The organism is Streptomyces sp. NBC_01689 (genome assembly GCF_036250675.1).
In the GTDB taxonomy this organism is placed as follows: domain Bacteria; phylum Actinomycetota; class Actinomycetes; order Streptomycetales; family Streptomycetaceae; genus Streptomyces.
Window position 1 is genome coordinate 6,190,793 of the sequence record NZ_CP109592.1, and the last position, 15,956, is coordinate 6,206,748.

The following is a 15,956-nucleotide window of genomic DNA, read 5'->3' on the forward strand; positions in this document are numbered from 1 at the left end:
GGTCCCTCACATCCGGAAGACGCCGAACTGGGGGTCCCCCAGGGGCGCGTTGGCGCACGCGGTCAGGGCGAGACCCAGCACCTGCCGGGTCTCCAGCGGGTCGATCACACCGTCGTCCCAGAGGCGGGCCGTCGCGTAGTAGGCACTGCCCTGGTCCTCGTACTGGGCGCGGATCGGGGCCTTGAAGGCGTCCTCCTCCTCGGCGGGCCAGGACTCGCCGCGCGCCTCCAGCTGGTCGCGCTTGACGGTCGCGAGGACGGACGCGGCCTGCTCCCCGCCCATCACGGAGATCTTCGCGCCGGGCCACATCCACAGGAAGCGCGGCGAGTACGCCCGGCCGCACATCGAGTAGTTGCCCGCGCCGTACGATCCGCCGATCACCACGGTCAGCTTCGGGACGCGGGTGCAGGCCACCGCCGTGACCATCTTGGCGCCGTGCTTGGCGATGCCCCCCGCCTCGTACTGGCGGCCGACCATGAAGCCCGAGATGTTCTGCAGGAACACCAGCGGGATACCGCGCTGGTCGCACAGCTCGATGAAGTGGGCGCCCTTCTGGGCGGACTCCGAGAACAGGATGCCGTTGTTGGCGACGATGCCGACCGGGTGCCCGTGGATCCGGGCGAAACCGGTGACCAGGGTCTGCCCGAACTCGGCCTTGAACTCGGCGAACCGCGAACCGTCGACCACGCGCGCGATGACCTCGCGCACGTCGTACGGGGTGCGCGAGTCGACCGGCACGGCGCCGTAGATGCCGAACGGGTCGACCTTGGGCTCGGTGGACGGCGCGACCTCCCAGGGCAGCGCCCCGCGCGCGGGGAGGGTGGCCGCGATGTTCCGGACGATGCGCAGCGCGTGCGCGTCGTCCTCGGCGAGGTGGTCGGTGACGCCCGACACGCGTGCGTGGACCTCGCCGCCGCCCAGCTCCTCGGCCGTGACGACCTCACCCGTGGCGGCCTTCACCAGGGGCGGCCCGCCCAGGAAGATCGTCCCCTGGTTGCGGACGATCACGGCCTCGTCGCTCATCGCGGGGACGTACGCGCCGCCGGCCGTGCACGAACCGAGGACGGCGGCGATCTGCGGGATGCCAGCACCGGACATCCGCGCCTGGTTGTAGAAGATCCGCCCGAAGTGCTCGCGGTCGGGGAAGACCTCGTCCTGCATGGGCAGGAAGGCTCCGCCGGAGTCCACGAGATAGACGCAGGGGAGGCGGTTCTCCAGCGCCACCTCCTGCGCGCGCAGATGCTTCTTGACCGTCATCGGGTAGTACGTGCCGCCCTTGACGGTGGCGTCGTTGGCGACGATCACGCACTCGCGGCCGCTGACCCGGCCGATCCCGGCGATCACGCCGGCCGCCGGCGCCTGTCCCTCGTACATCCCGTGCGCCGCCAGGGGCGCCAGTTCGAGGAACGGCGATCCCGGGTCCAGCAGCTGGTCCACGCGCTCGCGCGGCAGCAGTTTGCCGCGTGCGGTGTGGCGCTGCCGGGCCCGCTCGCCGCCGCCGAGCCGCGCCTCGGCGAGCTTGGCGCGCAGCTCCTCGCCGAGGGCCTGATGAGCCGCCTCGTTGGCCCGCCAGGCCTCCGACGCGGGATCGGCCGCGCTCGTCAGCTCCGGTGCTTCGTGCATGTCCTGCGGTCCCCTCGCCCAGTGGTCGACCAGTTAATGAGCGTTAACGCATGTCGTCCAGGTTAACGACCGCTAACCTCCCTGTCTAGAATTGTTTTCATGGCCACGAGAACCGACGCCCCCACCCGACGCGAGCAGATCCTCAAGGAGGCCGCCCGGCTCTTCGCCGAGCGCGGTTTCCACGGGGTCGGCGTGGACGAGATAGGGGCGGCCGTCGGCATCAGCGGCCCCGGTCTCTACCGGCATTTCCCGGGCAAGGACGCGATGCTCGCCGAGCTGCTCGTCGGCATCAGCGGACAGCTGCTCACGGGCGGCAAGCGCCGGGTGGCGGAGGCCGGCGGTGGTCCGGAGGCGCTCCTCGACTCGCTCATCGAGGGGCACATCGACTTCGCGCTGGACGACCGTCCGCTGATCACCCTGCACGACCGCGAGCTGGACCGCCTGCGGGACAGCGACCGCAAGCTGGTGCGGCAGCTCCAGCGGCAGTACGTCGAGCTGTGGGTGGAGGTCGTGCGTGAGGTGTACCCGGCCCTCACCGAACCCACCACCCGCTCGGCGGTGCACTCGGTGTTCGGGCTGCTGAACTCGACGCCCCACCTGGGACGGCCGGGCGTGCTGCCCGGGCGCGGCGGGACGGCCGCCCTGCTGCACCGGATGGCCCTGGGGGCGTTCGAGGCGGCGGCCGGGGCGCGGTGACCCGGGCGCCGGACGCGCGGCGGGCCGCCCCCGGCGTGACGAGCGTCATGGGCCGCGGGGGGCCGATGGCTCTGGACGGCCGTCGTGACCGGCGGGTAACCTGATGTCTGAGCAAGCGCTTAGACATGCGTCAGGTATCCAGGCGGAGGAGGCGGCGGTGCGCCGTACGGTGTTCAACGAGGACCACGAGGCGTTCCGGGAGACCCTGCGGGCCTTCATCGAGGCCGAGGTCGTTCCGGTCTACGACGAGTGGTTCGCCGCCGGCCAGGCGCCGCGCGACTTCTACTACAAGCTCGCCGAGCTCGGTGTCTTCGGCATCCGGGTCGACGAGGAGTTCGGCGGCGCCGGCATCGACTCGTACAAGTTCGAGGCCGTGATGTACGAGGAGACCGCCCGCGCGGGCGTCTCCTTCGGCGGCTCCGGCGTGCACGTCCTGCTCGGCCTGCCCTACATCAAGATGCTCGCCACCGACGAGCAGAAGAAGAAGTGGCTGCCGAAGTTCGTCTCCGGCGAGGAGATGTGGGCCCTGGCGATGACCGAGCCGGGCACCGGCTCCGACCTCGCCGGCATGAAGACCACCGCGAAGCTCTCCGAGGACGGCACGCACTACGTCCTCAACGGCGCCAAGACCTTCATCACCGGCGGGGTCCACGCCGACTGGGTCATCGTCTGCGCCCGCACCTCCGCGCCCACGGCCGAGGACCGCCGCTTCGGCATCTCCCTGTTCGCCGTGGACACCAAGTCCGAGGGCTACTCGGTCGGCCGCAAGCTCGACAAGCTCGGCCTGAAGACCTCCGACACCGCCGAGCTGGCGTTCGTCGACGTGAAGGTGCCCGTCGAGGATCTGCTCGGCGAGGAGAACAAGGGCTTCTACTACCTCGGCGGCAACCTGCCCTCCGAGCGCTGGGGCATCGCCTTCGGCGCGTACGCGCAGGCCGCGGCCGCCGTCCGATTCGCCAAGGAGTACGTCCAGGAGCGCACCGTCTTCGGCAAGCCGGTCTCGCACTTCCAGAACACCAAGTTCGAGCTGGCCGCCTGCCAGGCCGAGGTGGACGCCGCGCAGGCCGTCGCCGACCGCGCCCTGGAAGCCCTCGACAAGGGCGAGCTGACCCCGGCCGAGGCCGCCAGCGCCAAGCTGTTCTGCACCGAGGTCGCGCACCGCGTCATCGACCGCTGCCTCCAGCTGCACGGCGGCTACGGCTTCATGAACGAGTACCCCATAGCCCGCCTGTACGCGGACAACCGCGTCAACCGGATCTACGGCGGCACCAGCGAGATCATGAAGTCGATCATCGCGAAGGACATGGGTCTGTAAGGCCCGAGAAGGATCACCGGAAACAACTGCGCGGTACAACTGACAGCATGAGTCAGGCACTGCAGTCCCTGCTCGATCTGCTCGACCTGGAGCGGATCGAGCAGGACATCTTCCGCGGCCGGTCCCGCTCCGCCGTCGTCCCCCGGGTCTTCGGCGGGCAGGTCGCCGCGCAGGCCCTGGTCGCGGCGGGGCGCACGGTCCCCGAGGACCGCTTCGCCCACTCCCTGCACGCCTACTTCCTGCGTGCCGGGGACCCCGGCGCTCCCATCGTGTACTCGGTGGACCGCATCCGCGACGGCCGCTCCTTCACCACGCGCCGGGTGGTCGCCGTCCAGCACGGGCAGCCGATCTTCCACCTCTCCGCGTCCTTCCAGGCGTACGAGGAGGGCATGGAGCACCAGGCCCCGATGCCGCCCGCGCCCGACCCCGAGACGCTGCCCACGGCCGCCGAGCTGCTGCCGCGCTACGCCGACGTCCTCAAGGACCCGGACGTCGTGGAACGCCTCCTGGAGGCGCGCGAGTCCGTCGACCTGCGCTACGTCGACCCGCCGCCCTACGGCACCGTGGGCGAGACCCGCGAACCGCACTCCCAGGTGTGGTTCCGCACCAACGGCAAGCTCGACGGCGCCGTCGACGAACCCCTGCTGCACGTCGTCCTCGCCACCTACGTCTCCGACATGACGCTCCTCGACTCCATCCTGCTCGCGCACGGGCGCGGCGGGTGGGTCACCGGTGACGTCGTCGGGGCCTCTCTGGACCACGCGATGTGGTTCCACCGGCCCTTCCGCGCCGACGAATGGCTGCTGTACGACCAGGAGTCCCCGTCCGCGTCCGGGGGCCGCGGCCTCGGCCAGGCCCGGATCTACACGCGGGACGGCCGGCTGGCCATCTCTGTGATCCAGGAGGGCGTGGTCCGCATCCCCCGCTGAGGGCCGTCCCGCCGCGCGGACGCCGTCCGCCCGCCGCACCGTGAGCTCCTGATCCCCGGTAAGACTGGGGCATGACTGAAGCTGCACGGGACGACGGCGGTGCCGGCGAGAGCACGGCCACGGTGATCGTCGCCGCCCTCGCCAATCTCGGGATCGCGGTGGCCAAGGCGGTCGCGGGCGTCATCAGCGGATCGAGCGCGATGCTGTCCGAGGCAGCGCACTCGGTGGCCGACACGGTCACCGAGGTACTGCTGCTCACCGCCCTCAGGCGCAGCGAGAAACCGGCCGACGAGGAACACCCCCTCGGATACGGGCCCGAACGCTACATCTGGGCGATGCTCGCGGCGGTCGCGACCTTCGTCGGCGGCGCGGTGTTCTCCCTCTACGACGGGGTGCACACCCTCGTCGCGGGCGAGGAACCGGGCGACCCCCTCGTCTCGTACGTCGTGCTCGCGGTCGCCTTCCTGCTGGAGGGCTACTCCCTGCGCACCGGCGTACGGCAGGCACGCGGCGAGGCGGCGCGGATCGGGGCGCCCTTCAGGCGCTACCTCCGCCACACCCCGGACACCGCCGTCAAGGCCGTGGTGCTGGAGGACTCGGCCGCGCTGATCGGCCTCGTCCTCGCCGCGGGCGGACTGCTCGGCGGGCAGCTCACCGGTTCCGGTGTCTGGGACGCCCTCGCGTCCCTCTGCATCGGTCTCCTGCTGCTCTACGTCGCCTGGGTCCTCGGCCGCTCCAACGCGGAACTGCTCATCGGGCGACCGCTGCCGAAGACCGTCCGGGAGGGCATCCGGGCCGAACTGCTCACGGTGCCGCACGTGGAGGCGGTACTGGAGCTGACGACCCTGATCCAGGGACCGCGCGAGGCGCTCGTCGCGGCCAAGGTCGACTTCCGTGACGTGTCGACCGCCGCCCAGATCGAATGGGCCTGCGAACAGGCCGAACAGCGCCTGCGGGAGGCGTTCCCGGTGGTGAGCCGGGTCTACCTGGACCCGACCCCGGGCCACGCCCAGCGCCGGGCCGAGGGGCTGAACCCCTGGCCCTGAGGGCCGTCCGCCGGGAGACCCGTGCCGGGTCCGGACACCAGGGTGTCCGGACCCGGCACGGCGTGGTTCGTTCCGGATCCGGCGTGTCCGGTTGCCGCGTGTCCGGTTCCGGACCTGGCGTGCGGCGCTCCGGCCCCGGCGCCGTCAGCTCCGGCGCCGGTCCTGCCCGGACCGGCATCCGGCCTGCCGGTCAGGGCTTGCGCAGGACGCGGATCCGCTGCTGGGCCCGGCTCACGGCGCGTTCGAGTTCCATACGGGCGTGCTCCTGACGCATCGCCCGTTCCCGGTGGCCGTCCAGCTCGGCCGGGGTCACCCTCACCGGGCCGGTGCACGGGGGGAGGGCCGTGGCGAGATAGGTCTCGACGTGCTCGGCGACCTCGTTCAGGTCGGGGCGGATCACCTCCAGCTGGTCGGCGGAGGCCTTGATGAGGTTGCGCAGCCTTCTCAGCGGCGCGAGTTCGGTGGCCCCGCAGGGCTTCTGCGCGAGTTCGCAGAGCTTCTCGAACGTCTCCTTGAGATAACTGTCGGCGTCGGCGAGGTCCTTGGCGTCGTCGTCGGTGTCGCGGGTCTTCTTCATCCAGGCGAACACCTGCCGGCCGTGGCGGAGCCCGAGGATGGCGGCGGTGGCGGTGACCGCGCCGAGCAGGGCGGTCACCGGCGGGGAGCCGGCACCGGTGGCGGCGGCCAGGGTGGTCGGGCTGAGGATCATCGTCGATCCGATCCGTTCGTGGGGGCGCGCGTGGGCCTGCACATGGCCTGCGCACCGTGGAAGGTCGTGGGCTGGGGCCGGTCGCCGCGGCCCGCGGGGGCGGGGGCGGCCATGGCGACGTGGAGCGGTTCGGGAGGAGGACGTGGAGCGGTCGCGGCGGTTACGAGGACAGGGCGATGTCGCGCAGCGCGTGCAGGTCCGTCACCACGAACTGCCGGTACCTGCTGGTGATCACCCCATGGGTGTCGCGCAGGGCGCGGACCGCGCTCTCGACGGTGGAGACGCCCATCAGGAGCGCGTCGGCGATGTCCCGCTGGGTCGGTCCCAGGATGGTGACCTGTCCGGGGTCCGCGGAGTTCGTCCGCCCGGCGATCCCGGCCAGACGCAGGAGCAGGCCGCCGACCCGTTGCACGGGGGAGCGGTTCGGCGTGCAGTAGATCATCTCGTCGCTGCGGTTGCGGTCCTCCAGGCTGCACAGCAGGGCCTGTTGGGCCCTCGGCTGTCGGCGCAGGAGCACGTTCATCCGCTGCGCGGGACAGGGCATGACCCAGGTCGTGGCGAGGCAGACGGTGGTGACGGCCGCTTCGGGGGCGATCAGCTTGGCCTCGCCCACGACCTCGCCGACGCCGCGGAACCTCGTGATCCTGGTGGAGGCGGCCGCCGCGCCGAGGGGGAAGCGCTCCTGGAGGACGCAGCCGCCGAGGATGATGTAGACGTTCTTGTCGTCGGGTCCGAGGGGCAGTTCCTCGTCGCGCTCGTAGACCCGGGCGTCCAGGCCCCAGGCACTGACGAACAACGGCCATGTGTCGTCGGGGAGATGGCGCAGGAAGCTGCCCTCGGGCATCGCTTGACGGCCCCTCAGGACCTCGCTGGTGCGGAAGGCGTCGACCTTGGGAGGCATCCGGTCACTCCCCCGCTCCGGTCGTACCGCACGGTGCGGGGCGGCCGGACGGCCGTGCCGGCTGGTGAGGGTGACGCTGTGTCGGCCGGGGAGTGCCGGGGGCCGGTTCGGCGAGCGTTTTCGGCGTGGCGACGCCGGCGGCGACGGCGGTGTGCATCGGTTCCGAGGTCCTTCCCGCTGGGGAAAAACAGGGGACCGGGTGCGTCCGCCGGGTCGGCGGACGCACCCGGGCTGGTGGGTCCAGAGCCCTCTCCGTCGCTTGGTCGTCCGGCTGGTTTAGGTCCGCACGCGAGGCGAAGGCGCTACATCGACAAACTACCTCCCTCCGCGCGGAAATCGCCAGTCACGCATGTGCGGCGGCCCGGAATTTCCCCGCGCGTGGAGGTTCGGAGGAGAGGAGAAAACAAACCCTTTGGGGGAGGGTTTTCTTTGCTCCGACTGCGCTGAGTACGGTTATGGTCACGCTCCGTCTTTGCCGGAGGGAGGGGGAGTCGCGCGCATACCGGAATGGCTGAACAATTCACGCGTGAGCGGTTGGATATTTCCCGCGGATGAGCGGCGAGGGGCTCTTGTGTGAACGCGGAGGAAAACAAGGCGGCCCCGGGGAACCACCCCCGAGGCCGCCAGGAAAGGGTCTGGACCCACCAAGGCTCAGACCGACTTCCAGTAAACACCATGAGCTGCGAAAAGGTCACTCCGTCAAGGAGGTGCCGGGTGGATTCCCCTCTGGTGAGGGGTTCGCGGGCCGGACTTGACCGCGTCCCGTCGCGGAAGCGGGTCACGCCGTCGAGCCGCACCCTAAGTCCCTTTTGGTGTACTGGGTGGATTTTGTCCCATGGCTCGATTCGTTCGTGACTCATACCGGGAGGGCGCGAGTGAATAACGATCACATCGGGATCGGTGTGGATCGGTGGACACCGGGTGTCATACCGGCGGGTCTGTTCGATAAGTCGTTCGAGAGACGAATGAATAAGCGTTCGGTAAAGTGCGTTAATGTCGCCGCTTACCTTCCCGCGGGCGACCGGACGAGTGGCTGCCTCCGGCCCTTTTCCGTGGTTTCGCGCGACGGAGGGGTGTCAGGAATCAAGGGCTTCTTTTTCCTCGCGGAAAGGTGCCCGAAAGGGCTCCGGAAGGCGGTGGTGAGTGGCCTTCCGTGATTTCTTTCGGGGTGTGCGTGTTTCGGGCGCGGGGCCGCCGGAGGCGGGGCGTCCGGCTCGTCGAACGCGCCGCGAAGTCCTTGTCGGGACCTGACGCATCGCCAACAGGCGGGCGCCGGCGGTGAGTCGGGAGGATGAGGGGCTCCCGCGGCGCACGACCGGCGCGCATACGCACCATGTCCATTCGATTACTTTCCGTCACTTCTCTTGGCGGTCCTGTGTGAGGGGTCCCACACGTGTGCCGTGCCGGCCGTCAGGCGAGGCCCGCCGCGTTGAGGAGATACGCCGTCATCGGGTCGTAGTGCCGGGGACTCGTCACATGGTCGTCGAGCGGGACGGTCACCTGGACGGTGCCCTCGGCCTCGGCGAGGAAGAGGGCCGGGTCGTTGCAGTCGGCGTAGCCCATGGAGTCGACGCCGAGTTGGCCCGCGCAGCCGGCCCAGCCGTGGTCGGCGACGACCAGACCGGGCAGCGGACGGCCCTCCCGCTCCAGGCCCGTGAGGATCGCGCGCATCGGCTCGCCCGAGTGGGTGTGCCAGAGCGTGGCACCGTGTTCGAGCACCGCGACGTCCGCGAACTGGAAGACGTACCCCTCGTCGGTCTGCAGCCCGTCGGGGACGACGACGATCTCGCAGCCCGCGGCGCGCAGCGCGGCGGCGGTCGCGCGGTGCACGTCGAGGAGACCGCCCGGATGCCCGGTCGCGAACAGCACGCGCTCCTTCGCGGCCGCCGCCTTGCGCAGCCGCGCCGCCATCCGGTCCAGGGCGTCGACCGTCAGCTCCGGGTCGATGGTGTCCTGCCCGTACCGGTACTCCGGGTCGTCGTTCACACCACACCGCTCCGCCATCACCGCGAGGACGTCCTGCTCGTCGGTCCAGCGGTCGCCGAGCTCCAGGCCGAGCCAGAAGTTGCGGTCGCCGTTCGCGAGCTTGCGGTAGTGGGAGAGGTTGTTCTCGCGGGGCGTGGCGACGTCGCCCGCGATACGCGTCCGTACGAGGTGGTCGACGAGCTCGCTGCGGTTGGGGGTCCCGGATATTGGCATGCCCCCATTGTGCCGGGGCGTCCCGTCCGGGGGACGGCTGTCCCGAGCCCTGGGACGTGCGTCACTCGGGAGGGCGGCGCGCGGGCGCGGCGGTGACGGCGGTCCCGGCCGCCGCACCGCACCGCGGCGCCCGCTCACCCCTCGCGCAACGCGAACCACAACTCCATGCGCACGTCGGCGTCGTCGAGGTCGGCCCCCAGCAACGTCGCACAGCGCGCCACGCGTTGCCGCACGGTGTTGCGGTGCACGGCGAGGGCCACCGCGGTGCGGTCCCAACTGCCGTGCAGGGAGAGCCAGGTGCGCAGCGTCTCGGTGAGGGCCGGGGTCGCCGCGATCGGTGCCAGCAGGGCGCGGGCGTGGGCCCGGGCGTCGGCCGTGGGGACGAGATCGGCGAGCGCGGGACGCTCCGCGTGGCGCACCAGCGCGGTACGGGTCGCCCGCGCGCGGGCCAGCGCCCGGGCGGCCTGGGTGTCGGCGAGCGCCCACTCGTGCGGGCCGACGGGAGCGCTGACCCCGCAGGTCCAGCCGGGTTGGGCGGCGGGCTGGTGGCCGCCGGGGACGAGGACGCGTACGACGTCGCCGCCGGCGTCGATGAGCGCGGAGCCCAGGGCGGTGCCCAGCGCGGAGGCGGCGACGGTGTCCGGAGCGGGACCGTCCGCCGTGGGCCGCGCGTGCACGACGGTCCACCGGTCCCCGCCGAGGAGCGGGGCGACCGTCTCCGGCGCGGCCCCGAGCAGCAGCCGCACGAGCGCCGCCGACCGGGCCGCGCCGCTCCCGCTCTGCTGTTCCCCGGTCAGCAGGGAGAGCAGTACGGCCGCCACGGAGGCGATGGTGTGGTCCCCGGGGTCGCGGTGCGGCGCCGCCACACCGAGGACGAAGCCGCGGCCGCCGCCGAGGGCGTAGGCGGCGAGATGGCGGCCCCCGACGGTGTCGCTGGCGGAGGAGGGGGCCGGGTCCTGTGCCCCGCCGGGGCGCACCACGGCCGCGAGTCCCGCGAGGGCGCGCGCGACGGGCGGGTCCAGGGCGCGTCCGGCACCCGCCAGTTCCGCCCCCTCCGGCCCGTACAGCACCGCCCGCCCGGAGACCCGCTGGGCCAGCCGGCGCAGCACCGAGGGCACCGGGTCCGGGCGGGCCGCCGCCGCGGCCAGGCTCTGCTGCGCCTCGGTGACACGGCGCAGCTCCGCCAGGCGGGCCTGGGCCATCAGCTGCCAGACCGCGCGGGCCACCCCCGAGAAGGTCGTCTCGGGCGGGACCTCGATCAGGGGGAGGCCCTGGGCGTCGCAGGCCTCGACCAGCGCGTCCGGAACCGTGTCGTGCACCGGAGCCACGCCGAAGCCGAGCGCCGCGCCGCCCGCCGCGACGATGCGGGAGACATAGCCGTCGAAGTACGCCCGGAGCGAGCGGGCCGGGTCCGCGTCGTCCCCGGCCGGACCCGCCGCCTCCGGGACGTGCACCCCCGCCGTCAGCAGCAGCTCGCCGCCCAGCAGGTACGGGTACGGGTCCGCCATCTCCGAGGTGTGCGCCCAGTGGATGACCGTGTCCGGGTCGGCGGGGCCGGCGATCCGGCGCAGGGCCAGGTCCTCACGGGCCAGCAGCGCGCTCAGCGGGACGGGCGGGGTGGGCGGAACCGGCAGTGCGGACGGAGCGGACGGCGCCGACGGGGCGGACGCGGCGGCCGGTCCGGGGGAAGCCGGTGAGGCCGACGGCGTGGACGAGGTGGGTGGGACGGGCGAGGCGGATGCGTCCGGCATGGTGGACATTCCCTCCATCCGGTTCAGCGGCAATGGATGAAAAGTACACTTCAGAGTCGCCTTCCGGCCACCTAGGGTCGTGCCGTCGGCAGCCGCGGGTACGGGCGTATGTCCCCGCGGTCCGCTGCCGCACCGACCGGGCGGGCATCCGCCGGCGGGTCCGCCGCGGGGTTTCCCGGCCGGGCCGCGCTCGCCCCGGCCGCGTCCCCGTCCGTATCTGCACGACACGCCACCGAGAGTGCGCGAAGGAGGGCCCCGCATGGCCGTCGACTACACAGTGATCGTCGTCTATCTGGCCGGCATGCTGGCCATGGGCTGGTGGGGCATGCGCCGCGCCAAGTCGAAGAGCGACTTCCTCGTCGCCGGCCGCCGGCTCGGGCCCGCGATGTACTCCGGGACCATGGCCGCGATCGTGCTCGGAGGAGCCTCCACCATCGGCGGCGTCGGGCTCGGATACCAGTACGGGCTCTCCGGGGCCTGGATGGTGATCACCATCGGCCTCGGCCTCCTCGCCCTCTCCGTCTTCTTCTCCGCCCGCATCGCCCGGCTGAAGGTCTACACCGTCTCCGAGATGCTCGACCTGCGCTACGGCGGCCGGGCGGGTGTCGTCTCCGGCGTCGTCATGTGGGCGTACACCCTGATGCTCGCGGTGACCTCGACCATCGCGTACGCCACGATCTTCGACGTCCTCTTCGACATGAACCGGACGCTCGCCATCGTCATCGGCGGCTCGATCGTCGTCGCGTACTCGACGCTCGGCGGCATGTGGTCGATCACCCTCACCGACATGGTGCAGTTCGTGGTCAAGACCGTCGGTGTGCTGCTCCTGCTCCTGCCCATCGCGGTCGTCAAGGCCGGCGGGTTCAGCGAGATGAAGGCCAAGCTGCCCACCGAGTACTTCGACCCGCTGGGCATCGGCGGCGAGACGATCTTCACCTACGTGCTGATCTACACGTTCGGCATGCTCATCGGCCAGGACATCTGGCAGCGCGTGTTCACCGCCCGCAGCGACACCACGGCGCGGTGGGGCGGCACGGTCGCCGGCACGTACTGCCTGGTGTACGCCGTCGCGGGCGCCGTCATCGGCACGGCGGCCAAGGTCATGTACCCCAAGCTGCCCAGCGCCGACGCCGCCTTCGCGACCATCGTCAAGGACGAGCTCCCGGTCGGGGTGCGCGGGCTGGTGCTCGCCGCGGCGCTCGCGGCCGTCATGTCGACGTCCTCCGGCGCGCTGATCGCCTGCGCCACCGTCGCCAACAACGACATCTGGTCCCGGCTGCGCGGGGCCGTACGGTCCTCGGGCCCGGACGGGGAGCACGGCGGCGACCACGACGAGGTCAAGGGCAACCGGGCGTTCATCCTCGTCATGGGTGTCGCGGTGATCTGCACCGCCATCGCCCTGAACAACGTCGTCGAGGCGCTGACCGTCGCGTACAACCTGCTCGTCGGCGGGCTGCTCGTGCCGATCCTCGGCGGCCTGCTGTGGAAGCGCGGGACCGCGCAGGGTGCGCTGGCCTCCGTGGTGGTCGGCGGGCTCTCGGTCGTCGGGCTGATGGCGTCGTTCGGCATCCTCGCGAACGAGCCGGTGTACCTCGGGCTGTCGGCCTCGCTGGTCGTGTACGTCGCCGTGTCCCTGGCCACACCCGCGACCGACCCGGCGGTGCTGCGGGCCTGGCGCGAGCGGGTGGCGGGGCGCGGGGTGCCTCCGGCGGAGGCGGCGGAGGTGTCGGCGTGACCGTGAATTCCTGAGGGCCGGGCTCCGGGCCCCGGACCGGCCCTGCGGGGCGGGGTGTGTGGTCGGCCGCGGGTCGTCCGTGGCTGGTCGCGCAGTTCCCCGCGCCCCTGAGGGGGTTGTCCTTGGCGCTTCTGATGGGGATGGCCCCGGCGCCCCTGAGGGGGTTGCCCCTGGCGCTTCCGAAGCGGTTGCCCTGGGTGGGGGTGTGACGCGGGGGCCGGGCCTACGGGCTCGGAGGGGGTGAAGAGACTTGGGCCGGTCGTCGGGGGGCGGCCGGGCCGGGCGGACTCCGGCAGTCGGGGTCCGCGACACTGGAAGACGTACCACCCGTACCACGCATCACGGGTATCACCTGGAGGAGTCCGACGATGAGCAGCACCGAGAACCCGGCAGCAGGCGGCGGTCAGCCCCGCGGCCCCGTCGACTCGTCCCGCGTCCCGCGGTACGCCGGCCCCGCGACCTTCGCCCGGCTGCCGCGCCTGGACGAGGTCGGCACCGCCGACGTCGCCGTCGTCGGCGTGCCGTTCGACTCCGGCGTCTCCTACCGGCCCGGCGCCCGCTTCGGCGGCAACGCGATCCGCGAGGCCTCCCGGCTGCTGCGCCCGTACAATCCCGCGCAGGACGCGTCCCCTTTCGCCCTCGCCCAGGTCGCCGACGCCGGTGACATCGCGGCGAACCCGTTCAACATCAACGAGGCCGTGGAGACGGTCGAGGCGGCCGCCGACGAGCTGCTCGGCACCGGCGCCCGCCTGATGACGCTCGGCGGCGACCACACCATCGCGCTGCCCCTGCTGCGCTCCGTGGCGAAGAGGCACGGCCCGGTCGCCCTGCTCCACTTCGACGCCCACCTCGACACCTGGGACACCTACTTCGGCGCCGAGTACACCCACGGCACCCCGTTCCGCCGCGCCGTCGAGGAGGGCATCCTCGACACCTCGGCCCTCTCCCACGTCGGCACCCGCGGCCCGCTCTACGGCAAGCAGGACCTCACCGACGACGAGAAGATGGGCTTCGGCATCGTCACCTCGGCGGACATCTACCGCCGCGGCGCCGACGAGGTCGCCGACCAGCTGCGCCAGCGCATCGGCGACCGCCCGCTCTACATCTCCATCGACATCGACTGCCTCGACCCGGCGCACGCCCCCGGCACCGGCACCCCGGAGGCGGGCGGCATGACCTCCCGCGAGCTCCTGGAGATCCTGCGCGGACTGTCCTCCTGCAACCTGGTCTCCGCGGACGTCGTCGAGGTCGCGCCCGCCTACGACCACGCCGAGATCACCGCCGTCGCCGCGTCCCACACGGCGTACGAACTGACCACGATCATGTCCCGCCAGATCGCGGAGGCCCGGACCAAGTGACCCACGACCACGACCTGGTACTCCGTCCGACCGCGGCGCAGACGGAGGCCGCGCTCGATCCGCCCCCCGGCCGCAACGGCGGAGACCTGGTCGTGGAGACCCTCTCCGGCCTCGGCGCGACGACCGTCTTCGGGCTGCCCGGCCAGCACGCGCTCGGCATGTTCGACGCGCTGCGCCGCTCCTCGCTCCAGTACGTGGGACTGCGCGTCGAGAACAACGCGGGGTTCGCGGCGGACGCCTACGGCCGGATCACCGGTGAGGCCGCGCCGCTGCTGCTCTCCACCGGCCCCGGCGCGCTGACCTCGCTCGCCGCCCTCCAGGAGGCACGGGCCGCCTCGGCACCGGTCCTCGCCATCAGCAGCCAGATCCCCACCGCCGGCCTGGGCGGCGGGCGCCACGGTTATCTGCACGAACTCCCGGACCAGCAGGCCTCGTTCAGGGGTGTCGTGAAGTCCGTGCACACAGTCCGCTCACAGTCCCAGATCCCCTCCGCGCTCGCCGCGGCCTGGGAGTCGGCGCTGACGGCCCCGCACGGGCCGGTGTGGGTGGAGATCCCGCAGGACGTCCTCCTCGCCGAGACCTCCCTGCCCGTGGTGACCGCGATGGACGCGGCCCCGGAAGAGGTGGTCCCGCGCCCCGAACTGACCGCGGTCGCCGCCCACTTGCTGTCCACGGCCGCCCGCCCCGCGATCATCGCGGGCGGCGGTGTCGTACGGGCGGACGCCTCCGGGAAGCTGCGCCTGCTCGCCGAGCGGCTCGACGCCCCCGTCGTCACCACCTTCGGCGGCAAGGGCGCGTTCCCCTGGAACCACCCGCTGTCCCTCCAGTCCTGGCTGGAGGACCGGCACACCACCGACCTCCTGGAGGACGCCGACGTCCTGCTGGTGGTCGGCTCCGGCCTGGGTGAACTCTCCTCGAACTACCACACGTTCAAACCCCGCGGCCGGGTGATCCAGATCGAGGCCGACCTCGGGAAGCTGGAGTCCAACCATCCGGCCCTGGGCATCCACGCCGACGCCAGGCTCGCGCTCTCCGCGCTGCTGGAGACGGTCGACGAGCGACCCGACCCGACGGCGCCCGAGCGCGTGCGCACCCTGCTCGCCCGGGTCGGCGAGCGCATCGCCGGGCAGGAACTCACCCTGGAACAGGACGTGCTGGCGTCCGTGCGGCGCGCCCTGCCGGACCGCTCCCCGTCCTTCTGGGACATGACGATCCTGGCGTACTGGGCCTGGTCGGCCTTCGACCCGCGCGGTGCCAACACCATGCACTCGGCGCAGGGCGCGGGCGGTCTCGGCTACGGCTTCCCGGCGGCGCTGGGCGCGGCGGCGGCCGACCCCTCCCGTCCGGTGCTCGCGGTGTCCGGCGACGGCGGCGCGCTGTACTCCATCGCCGAGCTGGCGACGGCGAAGCAGTACGGCCTCGACGTCACCTGGCTGATCATCGACGACGGCGGCTACGGCATCCTGCGCGAGTACATGACCGACGCCTTCGGCGAGGCGACGGCGACGGAGCTGGCGCGCCCGGACTACGTGGCCCTCGCCGAGTCCTTCGGCGTCCCGGGGATCCGGACGAGCCCCGGGAGCCTCGCCGCGGACCTGTCGAAGGCGCTGGCGACCCCGGGTCCGTCGGTGGTGGTGCTCCCGGCGGTCCTGCGGATGTTCGCGCCCACGCACCTCGACGGCTGAGCGGCCGCC

12 protein-coding genes are annotated in these 15,956 nt (G+C 72.1%); 7 read left to right on the forward strand and 5 right to left on the reverse strand.

Features of this window, described 5'->3' with window-relative positions:
• Window positions 1-6: 6 nt before the first annotated feature.
• The gene (locus OG776_RS26415) at window positions 7-1,623 is read right to left on the reverse strand and encodes a carboxyl transferase domain-containing protein (RefSeq protein ID WP_148008522.1); all 1,617 of its coding nucleotides are present in this window, start codon (window positions 1,621-1,623) and stop codon (window positions 7-9) included.
• Window positions 1,624-1,722: 99 nt separating this feature from the next.
• Here OG776_RS26415 and OG776_RS26420 point away from each other — a divergent pair, with 99 nt between their 5' ends.
• The 4 genes from OG776_RS26420 to OG776_RS26435 all read left to right on the forward strand — a co-directional run bounded on the left by OG776_RS26420 (window position 1,723) and on the right by OG776_RS26435 (window position 5,609).
• On the forward strand, window positions 1,723-2,319 hold the full coding sequence (locus OG776_RS26420; RefSeq protein WP_148008521.1) for an SACE_7040 family transcriptional regulator: 597 nt from the start codon (window positions 1,723-1,725) through the stop codon (window positions 2,317-2,319).
• A 157-nt stretch (window positions 2,320-2,476) separates the two neighbouring features.
• Complete coding sequence (locus OG776_RS26425; protein WP_329326525.1) at window positions 2,477-3,634, forward strand: acyl-CoA dehydrogenase family protein; 1,158 nt, start codon at window positions 2,477-2,479, stop codon at window positions 3,632-3,634.
• 47 nt (window positions 3,635-3,681) lie between these two features.
• The gene (tesB, locus tag OG776_RS26430; RefSeq protein WP_148008519.1) at window positions 3,682-4,563 is read left to right on the forward strand and encodes an acyl-CoA thioesterase II; all 882 of its coding nucleotides are present in this window, start codon (window positions 3,682-3,684) and stop codon (window positions 4,561-4,563) included.
• A 71-nt stretch (window positions 4,564-4,634) separates the two neighbouring features.
• Window positions 4,635-5,609, forward strand: a complete 975-nt coding sequence (locus OG776_RS26435) for a cation diffusion facilitator family transporter (RefSeq protein ID WP_148008518.1) — start codon at window positions 4,635-4,637, stop codon at window positions 5,607-5,609.
• A gap of 190 nt (window positions 5,610-5,799) precedes the next feature.
• On the opposite strand, the gene OG776_RS26440 is transcribed toward OG776_RS26435, so the two are convergent.
• The 4 genes from OG776_RS26440 to OG776_RS26455 form a co-directional block, all read right to left on the reverse strand.
• Entirely contained in the window at window positions 5,800-6,318 is a 519-nt protein-coding gene (locus OG776_RS26440; protein ID WP_148008517.1) for a hypothetical protein, read from the reverse strand.
• Between the two features lie 160 nt (window positions 6,319-6,478).
• Window positions 6,479-7,219 carry a Crp/Fnr family transcriptional regulator gene (locus OG776_RS26445; protein WP_148008516.1) on the reverse strand — a complete coding sequence of 247 codons (741 nt, stop codon included), beginning with the start codon at window positions 7,217-7,219 and terminating at the stop codon, window positions 6,479-6,481.
• 1,410 nt (window positions 7,220-8,629) lie between these two features.
• Entirely contained in the window at window positions 8,630-9,418 is a 789-nt protein-coding gene (locus tag OG776_RS26450) for a phosphatase (RefSeq protein ID WP_148008515.1), read from the reverse strand.
• A gap of 134 nt (window positions 9,419-9,552) precedes the next feature.
• A complete protein-coding gene (locus tag OG776_RS26455) occupies window positions 9,553-11,169 on the reverse strand; it encodes a PucR family transcriptional regulator (protein ID WP_329322635.1) in 1,617 nt (538 codons plus the stop codon).
• Between the two features lie 259 nt (window positions 11,170-11,428).
• Between OG776_RS26455 and OG776_RS26460 the strand changes: the two genes are divergently transcribed.
• The 3 genes from OG776_RS26460 to OG776_RS26470 all read left to right on the forward strand — a co-directional run bounded on the left by OG776_RS26460 (window position 11,429) and on the right by OG776_RS26470 (window position 15,947).
• On the forward strand, window positions 11,429-12,904 hold the full coding sequence (locus OG776_RS26460) for a sodium:solute symporter (protein ID WP_329322636.1): 1,476 nt from the start codon (window positions 11,429-11,431) through the stop codon (window positions 12,902-12,904).
• A gap of 368 nt (window positions 12,905-13,272) precedes the next feature.
• Window positions 13,273-14,262 (forward strand): agmatinase, encoded by a 990-nt coding sequence (speB, locus tag OG776_RS26465; RefSeq protein WP_148008512.1) that lies wholly within the window; start codon window positions 13,273-13,275, stop codon window positions 14,260-14,262.
• Window positions 14,259-15,947, forward strand: coding sequence for a thiamine pyrophosphate-binding protein (locus OG776_RS26470; protein WP_329322637.1), 1,689 nt, complete (start codon window positions 14,259-14,261; stop codon window positions 15,945-15,947). Before speB ends, OG776_RS26470 begins: the two co-directional genes overlap by 4 nt.
• Window positions 15,948-15,956 lie beyond the last annotated feature (9 nt).

Excerpts from the sequence above, each read along its gene's own strand:
- OG776_RS26455 (WP_329322635.1), bottom strand. The coding sequence starts at position 11,169 with ATGCCGGACGCATCCGCCTCGCCCGTCCCACCCACCTCGTCCACGCCG.
- tesB (WP_148008519.1), top strand. The coding sequence starts at position 3,682 with ATGAGTCAGGCACTGCAGTCCCTGCTCGATCTGCTCGACCTGGAGCGG.
- OG776_RS26440 (WP_148008517.1), bottom strand. The coding sequence starts at position 6,318 with ATGATCCTCAGCCCGACCACCCTGGCCGCCGCCACCGGTGCCGGCTCC.
- OG776_RS26420 (WP_148008521.1), top strand. The coding sequence starts at position 1,723 with ATGGCCACGAGAACCGACGCCCCCACCCGACGCGAGCAGATCCTCAAG.
- OG776_RS26445 (WP_148008516.1), bottom strand. The coding sequence starts at position 7,219 with ATGCCTCCCAAGGTCGACGCCTTCCGCACCAGCGAGGTCCTGAGGGGC.
- OG776_RS26435 (WP_148008518.1), top strand. The coding sequence starts at position 4,635 with ATGACTGAAGCTGCACGGGACGACGGCGGTGCCGGCGAGAGCACGGCC.
- speB (WP_148008512.1), top strand. The coding sequence starts at position 13,273 with ATGAGCAGCACCGAGAACCCGGCAGCAGGCGGCGGTCAGCCCCGCGGC.
- OG776_RS26450 (WP_148008515.1), bottom strand. The coding sequence starts at position 9,418 with ATGCCAATATCCGGGACCCCCAACCGCAGCGAGCTCGTCGACCACCTC.
- OG776_RS26415 (WP_148008522.1), bottom strand. The coding sequence starts at position 1,623 with ATGCACGAAGCACCGGAGCTGACGAGCGCGGCCGATCCCGCGTCGGAG.
- OG776_RS26460 (WP_329322636.1), top strand. The coding sequence starts at position 11,429 with ATGGCCGTCGACTACACAGTGATCGTCGTCTATCTGGCCGGCATGCTG.